Origin of the sequence: Spirobacillus cienkowskii (genome assembly GCF_037081835.1) — a bacterium.
GTDB classification, from domain to species: Bacteria; Bdellovibrionota_B; Oligoflexia; order Silvanigrellales; family Silvanigrellaceae; genus Silvanigrella; species Silvanigrella cienkowskii.
In genome coordinates, this window is sequence record NZ_CP146516.1 from 436100 (window position 1) to 452500 (window position 16401).

At 30.4% G+C, this 16401-nt stretch carries 14 protein-coding genes (1 of these 14 running past the window's edge); 2 read left to right on the plus strand and 12 right to left on the minus strand.

Going from position 1 to position 16401, the window contains the following annotated elements:
* Genes Spiro2_RS01900 through Spiro2_RS01910 form a run of 3 tightly spaced genes read right to left on the minus strand, consistent with a single transcriptional unit; the run spans position 1 to position 2560 of the window.
* The gene (locus Spiro2_RS01900; RefSeq protein WP_338636667.1) at positions 1 to 633 is read right to left on the minus strand and encodes a hypothetical protein; all 633 of its coding nucleotides are present in this window, start codon (positions 631 to 633) and stop codon (positions 1 to 3) included.
* A complete protein-coding gene (locus tag Spiro2_RS01905; protein ID WP_338636669.1) occupies positions 627 to 1205 on the minus strand; it encodes an aminodeoxychorismate/anthranilate synthase component II in 579 nt (192 codons plus the stop codon). Before Spiro2_RS01905 ends, Spiro2_RS01900 begins: the two co-directional genes overlap by 7 nt.
* Entirely contained in the window at positions 1202 to 2560 is a 1359-nt protein-coding gene (locus Spiro2_RS01910; RefSeq protein WP_338636671.1) for a chorismate-binding protein, read from the minus strand. Before Spiro2_RS01910 ends, Spiro2_RS01905 begins: the two co-directional genes overlap by 4 nt.
* A 215-nt stretch (positions 2561 to 2775) precedes the next feature.
* Here Spiro2_RS01910 and Spiro2_RS01915 point away from each other — a divergent pair, with 215 nt between their 5' ends.
* A complete protein-coding gene (locus Spiro2_RS01915; protein ID WP_338636672.1) occupies positions 2776 to 3552 on the plus strand; it encodes an AMP nucleosidase in 777 nt (258 codons plus the stop codon).
* 12 nt (positions 3553 to 3564) lie between these two features.
* On the opposite strand, the gene Spiro2_RS01920 is transcribed toward Spiro2_RS01915, so the two are convergent.
* From Spiro2_RS01920 to Spiro2_RS01960, 9 genes are all read right to left on the minus strand, one after another.
* On the minus strand, positions 3565 to 4296 hold the full coding sequence (locus tag Spiro2_RS01920; RefSeq protein WP_338636674.1) for a 7-carboxy-7-deazaguanine synthase QueE: 732 nt from the start codon (positions 4294 to 4296) through the stop codon (positions 3565 to 3567).
* 10 nt (positions 4297 to 4306) lie between these two features.
* Positions 4307 to 5233, minus strand: coding sequence for a 6-carboxytetrahydropterin synthase (locus Spiro2_RS01925; RefSeq protein WP_338636675.1), 927 nt, complete (start codon positions 5231 to 5233; stop codon positions 4307 to 4309).
* Between the two features lie 81 nt (positions 5234 to 5314).
* Positions 5315 to 6241 carry a flagellin gene (locus tag Spiro2_RS01930; RefSeq protein WP_338636676.1) on the minus strand — a complete coding sequence of 309 codons (927 nt, stop codon included), beginning with the start codon at positions 6239 to 6241 and terminating at the stop codon, positions 5315 to 5317.
* A gap of 3 nt (positions 6242 to 6244) precedes the next feature.
* Entirely contained in the window at positions 6245 to 9196 is a 2952-nt protein-coding gene (locus Spiro2_RS01935) for a hypothetical protein (RefSeq protein ID WP_338636678.1), read from the minus strand.
* Between the two features lie 59 nt (positions 9197 to 9255).
* On the minus strand, positions 9256 to 10821 hold the full coding sequence (locus Spiro2_RS01940; protein WP_338636679.1) for an aldehyde dehydrogenase family protein: 1566 nt from the start codon (positions 10819 to 10821) through the stop codon (positions 9256 to 9258).
* A gap of 29 nt (positions 10822 to 10850) precedes the next feature.
* Positions 10851 to 12626, minus strand: coding sequence for an ABC transporter ATP-binding protein (locus tag Spiro2_RS01945; protein ID WP_338636680.1), 1776 nt, complete (start codon positions 12624 to 12626; stop codon positions 10851 to 10853).
* Between the two features lie 36 nt (positions 12627 to 12662).
* Positions 12663 to 13946 carry a hypothetical protein gene (locus Spiro2_RS01950; protein ID WP_338636681.1) on the minus strand — a complete coding sequence of 428 codons (1284 nt, stop codon included), beginning with the start codon at positions 13944 to 13946 and terminating at the stop codon, positions 12663 to 12665.
* A gap of 13 nt (positions 13947 to 13959) precedes the next feature.
* A complete protein-coding gene (locus Spiro2_RS01955; RefSeq protein WP_338636682.1) occupies positions 13960 to 14715 on the minus strand; it encodes a lysophospholipid acyltransferase family protein in 756 nt (251 codons plus the stop codon).
* Between the two features lie 36 nt (positions 14716 to 14751).
* Positions 14752 to 16053: a phosphopantothenoylcysteine decarboxylase gene (locus Spiro2_RS01960; protein ID WP_338636683.1), complete on the minus strand. Its 1302-nt coding sequence runs from the start codon at positions 16051 to 16053 to the stop codon at positions 14752 to 14754.
* Positions 16054 to 16143: 90 nt separating this feature from the next.
* On the opposite strand from Spiro2_RS01960, the gene speE reads away from it, so the two are divergent.
* A protein-coding gene (speE, locus tag Spiro2_RS01965; RefSeq protein ID WP_338636684.1) for a polyamine aminopropyltransferase crosses the window boundary here: on the plus strand, positions 16144 to 16401 show its start. It continues 657 nt past the right edge of the window; 258 of the gene's 915 nt are visible here — the first part of the coding sequence; it begins with the start codon at positions 16144 to 16146; its stop codon lies beyond the right edge, outside the window.

Sequence of the window (16401 nt, forward strand, 5' to 3'; positions counted from 1 at the left end):
TTACCTTTTTAACACTTTATTAGTTTTATTACCTAAAAACACTCCGCTTACATTTGATTTAAGTTTTAAGTTTTCATTATTTGTTGAATAATAAAAACCTTTACTTTTTATAATACCATTATTTCCTTTATAATAAAAATCATTTTCAGAAGAAACTATTTCATTATCGACATCAATTTTTACGTTATAAGTTAACCCTTTGCTTTCTTTAAAGCTAAAAGTAACTTTTTCAGGTAGAGTTGCAATTTGAATACCTTGACTTGTACCAAAAGACATAGAATTTTGATTATTATCTTTTATGTAGCTTTTTAGTTGTCCATAAGCTTTATTGGTATTAATGGCAGTAAAATTTTTTTGTTGTGAATCGTAGGCTTGGTAAATAAGATTGCCTTCAGCTTCAAATGAACTATTATTATAATAAATAATTTTTTCACCCGAAAAAGAATATTTTAACTTTCCGTTTACAAATTTTTTTGAATAAAATTTTTTAGCAAAATTAATGGGTAGTACAGAATTTTCCTGTTCACTTTGTAGCAAAACTACTTCTGAATAGTGTTCCAAATAATTTTTTTGATACCACAATGCAAAAATAAAAAAGAATGAAAAAATAACAGCATAAATTCGACCTAGCATTTAATAAGCCTTAAAAAAGTGTTTAAAACTTTAGAACCAGCAGGGCTTGCAAAGCTTTCTGGATGAAATTGAATTCCAATTCTAGGGTATAAGCAATGCTCTGTCGCAATAACAAAACTATTTTCACTTGCAAGGGCTACCATATTTTTAGAGAAAATAGGATTGCTTATTTTGCAACCCAAAGAGTTATATAAAACAAATCTACCATGAAGTTCTGAATTTTTAAAATATTTTGAAAAATTTGATGGTTTAACTTGTATTTGTCGACCATGCATCGGTTTTTTATTGATTTGTGAAATAACACCACCTTCTGCCATGAGAAGAAGCTGATGACCAAGGCATACACCTAAAAATGGAATATGATAAGGGATTCTTTTATAAAGACTAAGAGATTCAATATATTGTGAAGGATGTCCTGGGCCTGGAGAAAATATTACTGCTTTAATATCATCGAAATTATTAATAGATAATAGTTTATCACAAGTAATTTTTTGAAAACTCAACCCTTTTGATTCAAACCAACCAATTAGATTATTGGAAAAGGAATCAAAATGATCAATAAAAAGTATCATTTTAGTAGACTTTCTAAAATTGGCAAAAAAGAGTTTAATTTTGTTTTAAACTCATTAAATTCAAACTGAGTGTTTGATAGAGAAGTAATTCCTGCCCCAACTCCAAAATAGACTCCTCGTTTTCCCATAAACACACTTCTAATTAATAGGGTGGAGTCAAAATTTCCATCGGATTCTTTAATACCACAAACTCCTGTGTAGTATCCTCTTTTGTTTTTTTCAAGAGTATGAATAATTTCACACACTTTTCTTTTTGGGGTGCCGGTAATTGAGCCTGCAGGCAAGGTTTTTTCGAGGCAATCAGATAGAGTGATCTTATTTTTTAATTTTCCAACTATAAAGCTTTGCATTTGAATTAAATTTCCGGATATTCTGGCAAAAAAAGGTTTATATACCTTGATACTTTCTGCTAAACAAATTTCATGCAAATCATTTCTCATAAGATCCACAATCATTGTATGTTCTAATATTTCTTTTTGTTTATTCCAAATAAGGTAAGCATCTTTAAAATTAGGAAGATTGTATTTTGTTTTAATGGTACCTTTAATGGGTTCAGAAATAACAAACCCATTATTAGTGGATAAAAATCTTTCTGGGGAGAAACTCGCTATCGCAATTTTTTTATTATTATAATATATTCCAAATCTAGAAAAATTATTAATCCAACAGTAAAAAAATTGTGACATTGTAATAAATTTTTTGCTTTTATTAAGTGTTTGAGTTGTTGTAATATTTGCTAAATAACAGTCTCCTTGAGACATATGTTTTTTTATTTTTTGTATTGTACTTTTAATATTTTCATTTATTTGAAGATTTGTTTTTTTTCTTTTTATTAATTTGATGTTATTTTTCGATTTATTTTTAAAAATCAAATTAATTTCATTTTGTAATGACTCGAAAAAAAATAAATTTTCATTGTAATTATTTATAGTTAATATAATACTATTTATATAAATTTTAATTTTGATTTCAAAATTTGGTTTTATAATAATTGAAGACTCTTCCTGTTCTAAATCAGAAAATGGAGTTATAAAGAAAATAGGTGTGTTTTCGTCAGTTTTTAGATTAGATGTAAAATCTTTAAAATTATTGCCTTGAAATAGAATAGTTGAATTACAAAAGAACCTCAGCAAAATATAATTTTCTGATTGAGGGTCGTAAAAATTTTTGAAAACGCTATCTGACTTGTTTGATGCAATAAATTTGTCCTCAATAGGATATTCAAAGCCAAAACATGAGTAAACTTGAGCATGGAATAGATTTTTGTTTTTAAAGCGTTTTTCTAACAAAAAAATTAAATTATCGATATTTTCTGAGTGATTTAGTAAGTTTTTTTTTAAAAGAGCGGTCTTCAACAACAAATTTCCTCTATTCTTAGATTAATAGATTTTTATTGAGCTTTAAAAATCCGAAATTTATATATCGGATTAGGATTTGCTATTAAAGATTTATTTTATTATTTTTGTATTTTAGCGCAGAATTGGGCTCAAGCATAATTTTTAAACAGTCGGCTATTGTTATTTTTTACCTGAATAATTGTTTTTAGTTAGATATGAAGTAAGGAGTCTGTATGAAGACAAAAGCGGAAATTTGTAGAAACTGGTTGCCTCGTTATACGGGCTCAAAGATTGAAGATTTTGCTGATCATATTCTATTAACCAATTTTCAGGCTTACGTTAACCGCTTTGCGGAAATGACGGATTCTAAAATTGTTGGACTAGATAGAGCGATGCCAAATGCAACTTGTAGAAAATCAAATGTTACAATGATAAATTTTGGAATGGGTTCTGCTAATGCAGCAACTATAATGGATCTTTTAAGTGCAAAAGTACCTAAAGCAGTTTTATTTTTGGGCAAGTGTGGTGGTTTGAAACATTCAACCGAAATTGGACATTTTATTTTACCAATTGCAGCCATTAGAGGAGAAGGGACTTCTAATGATTATTTTCCTCCAGAAGTTCCCGCAATGCCTTCATTTAAGCTGCACAAATTTGTTTCACAAAAAATTGTGGAAGCAGGGCACGATTATCGGACGGGAGTTGTTTATACTACAAATAGAAGGGTTTGGGAGCACGATCAGGCGTTTTTAAAATACATGCATAAAATGAAATGTATTGCCGTTGATATGGAGACAGCAACAATCTTAATGGTAGGTTTATATAATGAGATTGCTCGTGGGGCATTACTTGTGGTTTCTGATGTTCCTATCACTCCCGAAGGGGTTAAAACAGAAATGGGAGACAAAAGCGTTTCTGCAAAGTGGACAGACATTCATATTCAGCTCGGTATAGAAAGCTTAAAAGATTTGGAAGCAAATGGTGAGCCAATTAAACATTTTAAATATTAAATATAAATAAAACTACACCCCTCTTAAGTTCCCAAAAAGTAACACATGAAGTCTTGGTGTATAACGAAAAGAATGCTTTAAACAAATATCATGCAGCCAAACGTTACATATTTGCGATTCAATGCTTGTACCTTCGGGCATAAGAAGTACCTTATGTTTTGAAATATTAAATTTAGATATGATTTTCAATACCTCATTTAAATCTTCTGTTGCTTCTTGTTTTCTAATTACAAATTTAAAATAAATCTGATCATACTGTAAAGAAAGCTTTGCCCAATGCTCTAAAGCTTCGGAGTTGATTTTTTCATTTGCGTTTGAAAATTTTGGAGAAATATTCCATTGCATTAAAAAGTAGTCACTGTTTAAAAAATTAGGGATTTGTAAATGCGGTATGCGAGTGCCATTACTTTCTACTTCTGCTGTGTAGTTTGAACCAAGGCTTCTCATTAATAAACCTATATTATGAAGCGTCGGTTCGCCACCAGATAGAATAAGATGATTAACCTTGAAAGATTGAATTTTAGTAACAAGCTCATTCAGTGAATGACGAGTAAATTTTTGTATTCCTTTTGGTTCGGTTGAACTTACAGGATCGCTTTTAAACGTGTGCGTGTATGGAGTATCACACCATGAACAACGTAAGTTGCATATTTGAAATCGTACTAGCAAAGAAGGTTTTCCTAGGTTTACGCCTTCACCTTGTAAACATGGATACATTTCATTAACTAAAAAACTTGCGTGCATGAGTGATTTCCTACAAGTTAAAACAAATAGCGCCTTTGGATAATCCTTCGTAAGCACGAATTTCAATTTGTTGCTCTTGAGGAGAAAATAATTGATAAACAAACTCTGCTAAATTTTCGACTGTACTTTCTTGTTCAAGAGTAAACACATTTTCTTTCGGTAAAATGATTGCAACTTCACCTTGGGTTCCCTTGTATTGAGCTGCTATTACTGTTTCTTTTAATTCAAGAAGTTCAGGACAATAATCAACAAGATCTTGAATTAATTTTGTGTTCCAAGAATCAACCACATAGTTTCTGGAAATAATATAAGAATTATTTAATTTTTTAGCGGCAAAAGTACTTTTTTCTAAATTCAAATTTCCATTTTCAAAAACTTCGATAATGTTACTATGGCCATGGAATCTTTGACAGTTGCCATAATGATGACAAAGACTATGAGTATAACTAAAGTAATTTGGGTTTTTATTATGTTCGTGTTCTCTCAATGTAACGGTAACGCTTTTAACATTTTTTGGAGAATTTCTTAAAATAGATTGCGCAATTTCTTTTTCAAGCAAGGAAAAATCATTATTATCCAGCGCAGCTAAAGTGTCTTTAGAAATTCTTGTTACTGAGTTATTATAAGTATTTATTGCAAAAAATAAATTTTCTTTATAATTTTCAATTACAATCGTTTGTGTGTTTGATTGAAACCGAATTGAATTACCATTTACTAATAATTTGTGATCAAACTCATGATCAATCGTATTTTTAGCAGATTTTTTAGCTAAACTAAAATCGAAAATTACACCATTATTATCCTTAAAACCTTCCCAAGTAATATCAACATACCAGCTTTTGCCTTTTGGGCCTGCGCTTGGGTATAAAATAGCACAATCAAGTAGGGTAACATCTTGAATAAATATTTTGGTTGTATTCAAATTTTTAGTTTGCATGTGTAGATAAAACCTTCAAAAATTCTTAGGCAGAAAGTAGTTCTGCTGTGGCCTTGGTCTTATCTAAATAATTACACAGAATCAACCTAAAAGCTTTAGAGCCATTTCTGGAATTTGATTTGCTTGTAAGAGTACAGAAATACCGGCTTTTTGTAATATTCCTTGCTGCACAACTTGAGAGCTTTCTTCGGCATAATCAGAGTCCTTAATTCTTGATTTTGCAGCTTGTAAGTTTTCAATTGTAATGCTTGTATTTGCGATGGTGTGTTCCATTCTATTTTGAATGGATCCAAGAATTGCTCTGTACTCGTTGACTTTATCAATTGCATCGTCAATTCGGGTGATACTTCTTTGTGCATGTACTTTTTTATCAACTCTGGTTCCTGTGGCATCAGGAACACTACCAAGATTTAAAGAGCCAGGACCACCTGTTAATGCATTAATTTTATTAAGATTTATTCTGATAATATGGGTTGGATTGCGAACTGTACGCAAGTCATCCACCTCTGGATAATAAGAAGCACCGACTTGAACTTCAAGTGGTGGTGGATTGCTATTCTTTTTTAGAATTTCAGGTATTTTAGCTTCTCCAGTTAAAAGACGTGTTCCGTTAAACTCAGTCGAGTAAGCAATTCTATCAATCTCGTCTTTAAGAGCTTCAAATTCTTTTTGAATATGTCCTCTTTCTAAGTCTCCGATGGTATCGCTTGCAGCCTGAATCGAAAGCTCTTTTAAACGAATGAGCATATTAGATATTTCATTTAAGCCTCCTTCAGCTGTTTGAATTAGGCTTATTCCATCTGCAGTATTTCTTTTTGCTTGGGTTAATCCTCTTATTTGAGAGCGTAATTTTTCAGAAATAGCAAGTCCAGCTGCATCGTCGGCCGCTCTATTAATACGATATCCGCTTGAAACTCTTTCGGTATGTTTAGCAAGTAACAGTGTCGACACAGACAAGTTCCTTTGAGCATTAATAGAGCTGATGTTTGTTTGGACTCGTAATCCCATATTTTAACAACTCTCCATGGGAGAGTCTCCCTGGTTATCTTCTTGAACTTTTAAGCTTTTACTTATTGTAAGGCATGTCGAAATAATTTTATAGGCTTGCTTCCTCATTGCGTCTATTTCGTCGCGTGCTTCCCATGTGAGTCCTTCATGAACCGCGCGATTTCGACTATCCTGTAAAGAATGGACTAATTTAATAAATTCAAATAGTTCTGTGTCAGATTCAAAATTAAGATGAATGAGATTATTCAAATTAAATTCGCATTGCTTTCTTGCAATGACAAGCAACAGAAGTGCAAATGCCTTGGGACCATCTAATGTAAACCGTTTACCGGGCCTATATAAGCAAATTGCTCGAAGCATTTTTCTTAATTTAAATTTACTAAAATAAGGAATTGTTCTGATGATTTGAAGATTAGAAATATAATCTTCAAACAATGTCATTTTTTCAACTATACCTTTTGCATAGCCAATGCAGTCAAGTCTTTTCGATAATGCTCCATACCGAATGATGGCATCAGTATGAACTTCAAAAGTTTCTCTCATAGTTAATTCAACTGCCTTACAATGCATGTTTACGATTGGGCTTAAGTCAACAGCTTCATTTCCCCAGCCTTTAGATTGAATTAAAATCATCTCCGCTGTTCTTAAAGCACTTTTAGAGTCAATAGAAAGAGCGTCAGAATGTGGTATTAGTGCTTTAATAGTGAGATCGATGTTTTGAGAGGATATGCGCATTTCAGAGGTGTCTGTATAATTTAAAACTTCAGGAATTTTTGCAGAAATTTTATAAATTGCTTCTTGAATAGCAAAATCTACTTCTTCTGGAAATCGCATTAATTGTAGATTTTTGAGTTCTTTTAGGATTTCTTCATGATTTATTAAAGAAATTTCTTTTATAATTTTAATTTTTAGCAAGTTGCTGATGTTATTCTTTGATACTGAGCGAATGAGTGCTTGGTGTGCTCGTGGTTGATGGGAATGTAATAATTCATTAATTGTATGCTCAACGAAATCTGCATCTATATGTTGTAATCCTTGGTACAGTACAGCTTTAATTGCTTCTTCTGTATCCAATTTTACGAGTGCGCGTACAATCCATCTTTTTTCTACATGTGGAGCAACTCTCAAACCTTCTCGGAGATATTTTTCATAATATTCTTTTTCTTCTGTTGTAAGATTAGTATTTAAGCACACTTGAAGAATTGCGCCCCATCGTAATACTGGTCTATCAAATAAAATATTGCCACTCCAATCAGAAAATTCAGCATCTATTTCGTAAAAATTATTAGACTTATCCAGCATATTTTGAATTAAGCTAGAAATCTCTTTTAATGTTAAAAGAGTTTTTTGTTGTAAAGGAATTTTGAAGCAATCTGAGCCAACAAGTATTGATTGAAATCGAGAAGTAACTTCAAGTATGTATTCTTCTTTTTCTATATTGCCTTGAAGTAAAGTTTGTCTAATAGTTTCTAATTCTGTTTGAATTGAGTGACTAATAGTATGTATGTTAAGTTTAGGAGCGCTTAACGCTATCGCTGTAAAAACCCAACTTACACCAGAAAATGGAATTTCTTTGTTTAATTCATCCATAAAACGAGCAGAAAACGAAAATCCTATAGTCGTAGCATATATTTGTTCAATAAATGTATCATAAGATTCTTGATTATCATTTTTCAAGTGTTCAACATAAGCTTTAATATTTTTTAAAATAATATTTTCTAAAACAATTAGTTTTTCAGGTTGTAAATTTTGCGCAGCTTCGCTTCCTAATGATAAAATTTGAGAAATCAATATTTTTTTATCAAAATTCATTAAAAATAAATTTTGCCATGTATTTAAATAATTATTAAATAAAATATCAAAATTTAAAAAATAATATGTTAAATCATTTAAGTTTTCATGCCAGGATAAAAAATGATTTGGATTGCGTACAGATTTTAAAAACGCGCTGTTTTTTAAAGGTGCATTTTCTGCCCAGTATTTAACAAGAGACTTATTTTTATTGCTTTCAATTGATGCAATTCCGATTAAAGTATCGTTTACTAAAATATTAATAAGTTCTTTATTTTTTAGTTTTAAAATAGTTCCTGTAATATTTTCTTTATCAATTAAATTATTGCGTAATATCTTTTCGAGTGAGATATTTAGAACTGACTGATTAAAGCAGGCATATCCTAAAAAATTTGGAGTTTCTTGATGAGCTGCTGTAACAAAAAATAATTCTGCTGCTTTGGTATTAAAATTTAATTCTTCATATTTATTTATTTCTGAAATTATTATTTCAAATAATCTTTGAATTTCGTTGTTCTTTAATTTGTATTTAAATGATTTTATATTTATGATATCAGCAGCATTTGCTGCAAATCCTAAATATAAAAAAGTAGAAATTAAAGCTGTATTTTCTATATCTTTGTAATTATGATTTTTAACAATCGAAAAAGCAATATTTTTAATTTTTTCTGTAATTTGACCAAGCTTAATAAAAGCATTAAAGCCTTTTGCTAGAATATAATTTGGTAAATTTTGGTGAAAGTATTTTTCTAGATTTTCTTTAAAGTTGTCATCTCCAGTTTCTTCAACATAAGTTAAAATTGCATATAATATTTGATTTGAAACTTTTTTATTTCCATCGAGAAATTTTAAAATTATTGGAGAAAAAAATGTTTTTTTTGAATGAGCTATAGATAAAATACAGTTACATATAACGCTTTCATCTGTTTCTTTATGCAGTAAATACGATATTATTGCCCATTCACTATTTGGTATATTTGGTATTTTAAGCGATGCAGCAAGTTTAGACTTTTCGGCGCTAGTTGGTATTAGAGCCATAATTTGCCAAGTCAATAAATTTCCTTGCCAAGATTGTGGTATTTTTGCAAGGTTTTCTATCGCTAAATATCGCTCATGTACTTTCTCTGAGCGAACAAATTGTTTTAGATCTTGGGAAGCTGGCATGAACGCTCTCCTGCTCTAAGTAATTAAAATTTTATATTTTTAATCTTTGAAGTAATTAATTATTGCAAGATATATTTATCAACACTAACTGTATAGTCAGTTGGATTGATATAATTTGTATCCATTTGTGCAAGTTGTAATTTTCCACTCATATCCCAATTTACAGCTTGCCACTTAGTAAATTGGTCTATAACCCAAATTCCAGATTGTCGACTTCCATTACCACTTTTTCCGTTACCACCAAAAGGCAAATGCGCTTCTGCTCCCGTGGTGCTGTTATTTATACTTGTCATTCCTGCAGAAATTTCGTTTTTAAATTTGTATGCAGAATGAATATCTGAAGTATATATTGCCGAACTTAAACCATAACCTGTTTTATTTGATAGATAGATAGCTTCTTCAATAGAATTAAAAGTTAATACATTAAATAATGGACCAAAAGTTTCAGTATAGTAAATTTCATCATTTTCTTGAACATTATCTATTATTGATGGAAAAGCGTAATATCCTGAACTCGCATTACCATTAAAGCTATTAGGTTTATTTTGGCTTGTAATTTTTCCATTTTTAGATGTTAGTATCTTATGGTGAGGTTTAATTAAGCATTCTAAATTATCTAGATGTTTATTTAAAAATCTTTCACTTATCATTGGGCCATAAAAATTGTTTTCATTTGTTGGTTCTCCAATTGATAGATCGTTTACTTTATTTAATATTTTTGAAATTAATGTATCTTTTACCGATTTATGAATAATTAAGTTTCCAAGAGAAGTACAACGCTGTCCTGCTGTTCCAAATCCAGACCACAATATTCCATTTACAGCTAGATCAAGATCTGCATCTGGCATTATTACTAAAGGATTTTTACCGCCTAGTTCTAAGCAAGGATTTTGTAAGTTTTTCCCACAAATTTCTCCAATAAGTCTTCCAACTTGAGTGCTACCCGTAAAACCAACTTTATCTATTAATCCATCATTTACTAAAGATATTAACTGAGCTCCTGTTTGAGGACCAGTTCCAAATACAACTTGAAATACATTTTTTGGAACCCCAGCAGCATAAAGTAGTTCTGCAAAAATTAAAGATACTAAAGGAGTGTCTTCAGAAGGTTTCCATACGCATGTATTTCCGCAAATGAGAGCAGGAATAAAATACCAGCTTGGAACGGCTACAGGAAAATTTCCTGCAGTGATACAGGCAAATACACCAACAGGTCTTCGATAAGTGTAAAGTTCTTTATTCGACATTTCACTTGGAACTGTTTGTCCATATAAACGTCTTCCTTCGGAAATAAAAAAGTAACAAGTATCTATTGCTTCTTGAACATCACCTCTTGCTTCTTTAATTGGTTTGCCCATTTCTCGAGTTAAAACTTGAGAAAGAGACTCTTTGTTTTTTTCAATTAATTTTGCAAGATTAGAAATAATTCCAGCTCTAATGGGTGCTGGAGTATTTTTCCATTGCTCCAATCCGGAACGAGCAACTTTGCAAGCTTCAATGCATTCTTCTTTTGTTGCATTCGAAAAAGTACCTAAAGTATCTTCATTATTAGAGGGATTAAATGATGAAAAGTAGTTAGTACCTAGGTTTTTTTTACCTGCAATAATAGATGATATTGAATTCATAAAAGTTCCCTTTTTTAGCTATTACATAGCTATAATACAGTTTGTGAGGTTCTTGAATTAGAAAAGTCCAGAATATTGGTAGCATACTCTTTTATAGCGGGTCTATGCGCAATGACCAAAGTAATAGAATTTTTTACATGCTCTTTTAAATTTTTAATAATTTTAGTTTCATTAATGAGATCTAGAGCGCTAGTTCCCTCATCGATAATAATCAAATGAGGTGTTTTGTAAAATATTCTAGCAAACATTAATCGTTGTTTTTCGCCACCCGATAGTCCAGAAGTATTGGACATTAGATCTTTATCTAAAAGTGATAACTTTAAAGCATTTTTTGCAAGATTGATTTGTTCTTGAGTTGGTTTAACAATTTTTTGAGGATAAACAATATTTTCAAAAATTGTTCCTAAAAATATAAAAGGATCTTGAGGGATAAAGCAAATTTTATTAGAAATTTCATAAAATAAGTTTTCAGTAATTATTTGATCATTTATATATATATTTCCATTTAATGGTTTTTGCAATCCTAGGACTGTTCTAATAAATGTGCTTTTACCAACTCCTGATGGACCAATTATTGCTAAAATTTCTCCTTTATTAAGAGTAAGGTTGATGTTTTTTACAAGTTGAGAGTTATCGGTGTTACCTATAGATACATTATTAAAATGAATTTTATCAATAGAAGTAAAGTTATAATTATTAAATTCAGAATTAATTTTTTTATTAATTTCTCTTAAAGAAAAATCTTGCGATATAAAATTTCTAATACGTTGTAAAGCTTCGGTACCCTTTTTAGTAGAATTTAGTTGATCAGATATTTTACTAATTTTATCAGATAATAAAGCTGTAGTAATCATAAAATTAATAAATATACTACTGTCTAAAGTGTTTTCAGAAATTCTTCTGAGCGCTGCAATAATTATAAATGCCCCAGCTATTATTGAAAACCACTCAACAAGAGGACTTCCTAAAGATTTCGCTCGGGTTGCTCTTCTCCAAACATGATATATTTTATCATTAATTTTATTAAATTTTAAAATCTCAAATGCTATAGCTTTGTGTGATTGAATTGTTTGCCACCCTCTCATTCTTTCAAGAATACTACTTAATAGTTCACTTTCAAACTGTAATCCTTGTCTAGAAAGTTTTTTTAATGTTTTTGAAGTAACTTTTAAAACAATTCCAGCAGGAATAAGAACGGTTAAAAACAAAATAAAAAGCTGATAATCTAAAATAATTAACCATAAAATTAATACAATTGAGGTTAAACCATTTTTAATAATAGTGTTTATTAATCTTGTAAATGTTTGTTGTGCTTCTCTAATATCTTCCCCCACCATAGAAGAAAGTAAGCCAATGTCAATATTTTTAGCACTTAAATAATTTAAAGAAAAATACTTATTAGAAATTTCATAGCGAAGCATTTTTGCAAGCTTTTCTCCAAGATATTTTAGGTTAAATTCACAATAAAAATTTAATAAACAATATGTTAAAGATAGAATTATAAATATTAAAGCAAACCAATCTTTTTGAAATGTTAAAGGAATTGAATATTCAAATTGCGTTCCCTCAACCAATGGAGTAATCCACAACGCAAACTGTTCACCAATTAGTCTTTTCCAAGTAATATCGTCTGGTACAAAGTTAATTGTTTGAATAATAACAGAAGTGACACTAACCAAGGCAAGTGACAAAGGGATCGTTATAATAGCAGCTATTGTAAATAACACAAAATGACTTGGCCAAAATTTAATTTGCTGGCTCCAAATTTTAAGTGTCGACATTTCTTTATTTGCATTTAAATCCATCATTTTTGCCTTAAATATATTATGTAACTAATTAATTTAATCAAATGTTCTAAAGCGGATTAATTTTTTTTCTCCAGCATTTAAAGTAATTGATTGTTCTATTGGTGAACCAAATTTTGGTTTGATTTTAAGTGTAAATTCTTTATTTGGAGCAACAGTAATCCGGTAAATTTGAATTGTATCTGGTAAAGTAGTCCAGCTTCTTGTATCAGCGACTTCAGTAGACATACTAAATATATTAGCAGCAAGACCTGCAAGAGGATTTTGTTCTCCAATTTTTCGTGTCGCCACATCCTTTGCAATAACTCTTGCTGCAATTTTAGTTAAATCCGCAGCTTTTCTATTTTCGAGTGATTCTTTTGCCATTTTCCCAATTTCTGCAAAGACCAACGTTTTCCCAACTAATATGTCGTTTATAAATATTTCTGAATAATGGTTTTTATAGGGTATTTGTTTATATTCAGGAAAAGAAATATTAACATAAGTTTTATCAGTAAAAAAAGGGATGTTTTTAGGAACTTTAATAGGAGAAATGCCTGATTCATAAACAACATAAATTTCACCCATTTTTACAAATTTATCATGTGATATCCATTTTATATTCTGTTTATTTGTATCAATTTCTTTTAAAATGTCATTTCTTTTTCTGTATTCCGCAAGTCTTGCAAGATCTTTAAGTATAAAATTTTGAATTTGTTGGTTGCTATCTGTGTTTTTGTTACTTTCATTAAAATTATTTAAAGCTTTTTTATACTCAATTATTGCGTTATCCCATTCATTTTTGTTTTCATACATTAACCCAGAAAAATATGATGAAAATAAATCATATTTAAGAATATTTTTATATTTTTCTTTTGTAGAGAACTCATGTTTTATATCATTTGTTCTTCTTATCATCGCAATTGCGTTATTATTATCTTTGTTAGCAAATAATGCAAGCGAAGAAAAAATTGGTAGCAATACTCTTTCGTGTGCCTCTCCTGTATAATCAGATTTAGAATCATTTATAATTAAGCTTGAGGCGGTGTTTGAAATACTAGTTGTATACAATTCGTCAAGATGCTTATCTGAGTTAACCCAGCTACTGACAGCTTCTTTATAATTATCTTGTAAATACAGAAGCATCCCTTTTTCCATTAAAAATAAGGAGTAGTTTTGTTTTTCTTTTGAAAAACTACTGTCATCTAATTTTTTTATAGCTTCATTATATTTTCCATTATATAAATCAGCTCTGATTTTTTCGTTTTCATTTGTATAAGTTTGGCAACTTGTAAGAATTAATGCAATAAATAAAAACGTACCTGTTTTTTTTAAAAACATTTTTAGATATCCCTTATGTTTTAAGCTTTGATAAAATTGCTTCGCGTGATTTTTCTAGTATTTCTAAATAACTGAGATTATTTGGTTCAATTCTTGGGTGTATAGTAATAGAAACGTTAGATTTTTTTGGTAGAATAGACCCTTTTGGCAGCATTTTTGCACAGCCGTTAATAGTAATCGGGACTATAGGCAGATTTAGAGTTTTAGCGAGTCTATAAGCTCCAGTCTTAAATTCGCCAAGACTGCCTGTTTTGCTTCGAGTTCCTTCAGGAAAAAAAATCATAGGGGTTCCATTTTTAAGATGCCTTGATGAAAGTTTTAAACTTTTCTCAGCACTTAATTTGTTGCCTCTTTCTACTGGGACATATCCAATTAGTTTCATTCCCCAACCAAAAAAAGGAATTTTAAATAAAGAAGCTTTAGCAATCCATCTGAACCTAGTAGATAAAATAAATAAAGCGAGTATGTCTGCTTGGCTTTGATGGTTTGCTACATAAATTACGGCCTCATTTTTTTTCGCTAAGTTTTCTTTCCCTTTAATTGAAAACTTCCACCATGGGTTTAAATATTGTATGGCTAAAGCCCAAATTGCAGCTAATTTATGTAATGAGTGTCTTTCTTTATCAACAAAAAAGACAAAAGGAAAAGAAATTATAATTGTAGTAGAAAAAAATATACTTAAAATAATAATATTAATCCAAGTATAAACTCCTCTAAATATGTTTATAAATTCTTTTCCCATTTTTTTTAAAATTATTTTTAATTTCATAAGTTTGCCTACTTTTTGTCGAGCTTATTTTGAGATTTATCCTTTAAATTTAATAAAAGAACTAAAAAATTTTAATGCAATATCTTTTTTACCAGAAACTGGTTCTTTTATTAAAATGCTATCATTATTTTCTATAAAGATAGCGTTGTGATCATTATTGTTTTTCCAAATATCTTTAATATTACTATATAGGATAGCATTAAGTTGTTTTATTTGCATATGTTCACATGCAGCTTTTATTCCTTCTTCTTGCTTTCCTGATGTTAGTTTAGCCGCGGCCTTAAATCTAATTTTAGAAATATTTTCAAGATCAATAATTTTTTTAGTTTTATTTAGTTCAAGATGAACTTTTTCTTGAGTGCTCGAGATTTTCTCAGAAAATTTATTTTTACAAATAAAATCTGATCCAGCCACTAAATGAATTATTCCATCGAAATCTTTTTCATTAATATTTTTGACATAATTATACATATCTTCATACTCTGGAAGATTAGCAATAGTTTGATATTGATATTCTGGTACTTCAAAATTTGTGTTACCTAGAATAAGTTTAGTTTTTATTCCCATAGCATAAAAAACTTTTGCAACTTCAATACCTAAAGAGCCAGTTGATAAGTTTGTTATGCATCGAACAGGATCAATCATGATCCGTGTGCCCCCAGCGGTGATTATGATATTCTGGGAGTTTGAATTAAATAACGCTGCTTTATTGATAATATGGGCAATTTCTATAGCAAGATTCTGATGTGAAGGTAATTTTTCTTTACCTTCTTCAAAACGAGGGGTTGTAAAAAATACTCCAGGAATTTTTGTCAGTTTTTCTCTATTTTGTTTAATAATAGGAGAGTTTGTTAAACTTTCATGCATAGTAGCGCAAAAAATTATTGTTTTTTTCAATCCTAAAGCACTTTGAATTAAAGTTGTTGCACCATCTGAGCAGATCCCATTTACGCTTTTTGATATGAGGTCTGCTGTAGCTGGGCACACAACAAGGGCATCTGCGGCGCAGATATGTTCTGCTAGGCCAGTAGGGTTAATAATCACTTCGTTGCCCGAAGCCCAGCGTAAACTGTCAATCCCAATAAATTTTAAACAATTTTCAGTAATACAAAACTGTGTTGAGGCGCCATGGCGCCGTAGTTCACGCGATAATTTTGGCAGCTCTGTTGCAGCAATCCCTCCTCCTCCAATGATTGTAATTTTCATGTTTGACAGAAATTTAGAAGAGCTTTCCACTTGGAGATCGACAGGTAAGGACTCATTAATTTCTGAATTACTGCTAAACTTTTCAAAAGTTTTTGCTAAATTGCTTATGTTCTTTGAATTGCGATGTTTCATTTTCGTAGACTCGTTGCTTTGTTGATGCTATTTGCTTATGCGACAGGACTCTTATGAAATCCTTAGCTTTAACTTCAAAAGGAAATATAAATGTTTTCAAAAAAATTACCATATGCTCTTGAGTCGGATTCTGGCAACTCATCATCCCTTGATCTTTGGTATCAAGAAAAGCACAATAACGAAGTTTCTTTTGGCCTTCACGTTAAAAAGGTGCTTAATTCAGTACAAAGCCCTTTTCAGAGAGTTGATGTTTTTGAATCAACTGGTTTTGGCCGTGTGTTGACGTTAGATGGTTTGATGATGTGCTCTGATCGTGATGAGTTTGTCTACCACGAAATGATTTCTCAT

What these genes read in the sequence shown, in the direction of transcription:
- Spiro2_RS01900 (WP_338636667.1), bottom strand. Translation starts at nt 633, where the DNA reads ATGCTAGGTCGAATTTATGCTGTTATTTTTTCATTCTTTTTTATTTTT.
- Spiro2_RS01905 (WP_338636669.1), bottom strand. Translation starts at nt 1,205, where the DNA reads ATGATACTTTTTATTGATCATTTTGATTCCTTTTCCAATAATCTAATT.
- Spiro2_RS01915 (WP_338636672.1), top strand. Translation starts at nt 2,776, where the DNA reads ATGAAGACAAAAGCGGAAATTTGTAGAAACTGGTTGCCTCGTTATACG.
- Spiro2_RS01920 (WP_338636674.1), bottom strand. Translation starts at nt 4,296, where the DNA reads ATGCACGCAAGTTTTTTAGTTAATGAAATGTATCCATGTTTACAAGGT.
- Spiro2_RS01925 (WP_338636675.1), bottom strand. Translation starts at nt 5,233, where the DNA reads ATGCAAACTAAAAATTTGAATACAACCAAAATATTTATTCAAGATGTT.
- Spiro2_RS01930 (WP_338636676.1), bottom strand. Translation starts at nt 6,241, where the DNA reads ATGGGATTACGAGTCCAAACAAACATCAGCTCTATTAATGCTCAAAGG.
- Spiro2_RS01935 (WP_338636678.1), bottom strand. Translation starts at nt 9,196, where the DNA reads ATGCCAGCTTCCCAAGATCTAAAACAATTTGTTCGCTCAGAGAAAGTA.
- Spiro2_RS01940 (WP_338636679.1), bottom strand. Translation starts at nt 10,821, where the DNA reads ATGAATTCAATATCATCTATTATTGCAGGTAAAAAAAACCTAGGTACT.
- Spiro2_RS01945 (WP_338636680.1), bottom strand. Translation starts at nt 12,626, where the DNA reads ATGGATTTAAATGCAAATAAAGAAATGTCGACACTTAAAATTTGGAGC.
- Spiro2_RS01950 (WP_338636681.1), bottom strand. Translation starts at nt 13,946, where the DNA reads ATGTTTTTAAAAAAAACAGGTACGTTTTTATTTATTGCATTAATTCTT.
- Spiro2_RS01955 (WP_338636682.1), bottom strand. Translation starts at nt 14,715, where the DNA reads ATGAAATTAAAAATAATTTTAAAAAAAATGGGAAAAGAATTTATAAAC.
- Spiro2_RS01960 (WP_338636683.1), bottom strand. Translation starts at nt 16,053, where the DNA reads ATGAAACATCGCAATTCAAAGAACATAAGCAATTTAGCAAAAACTTTT.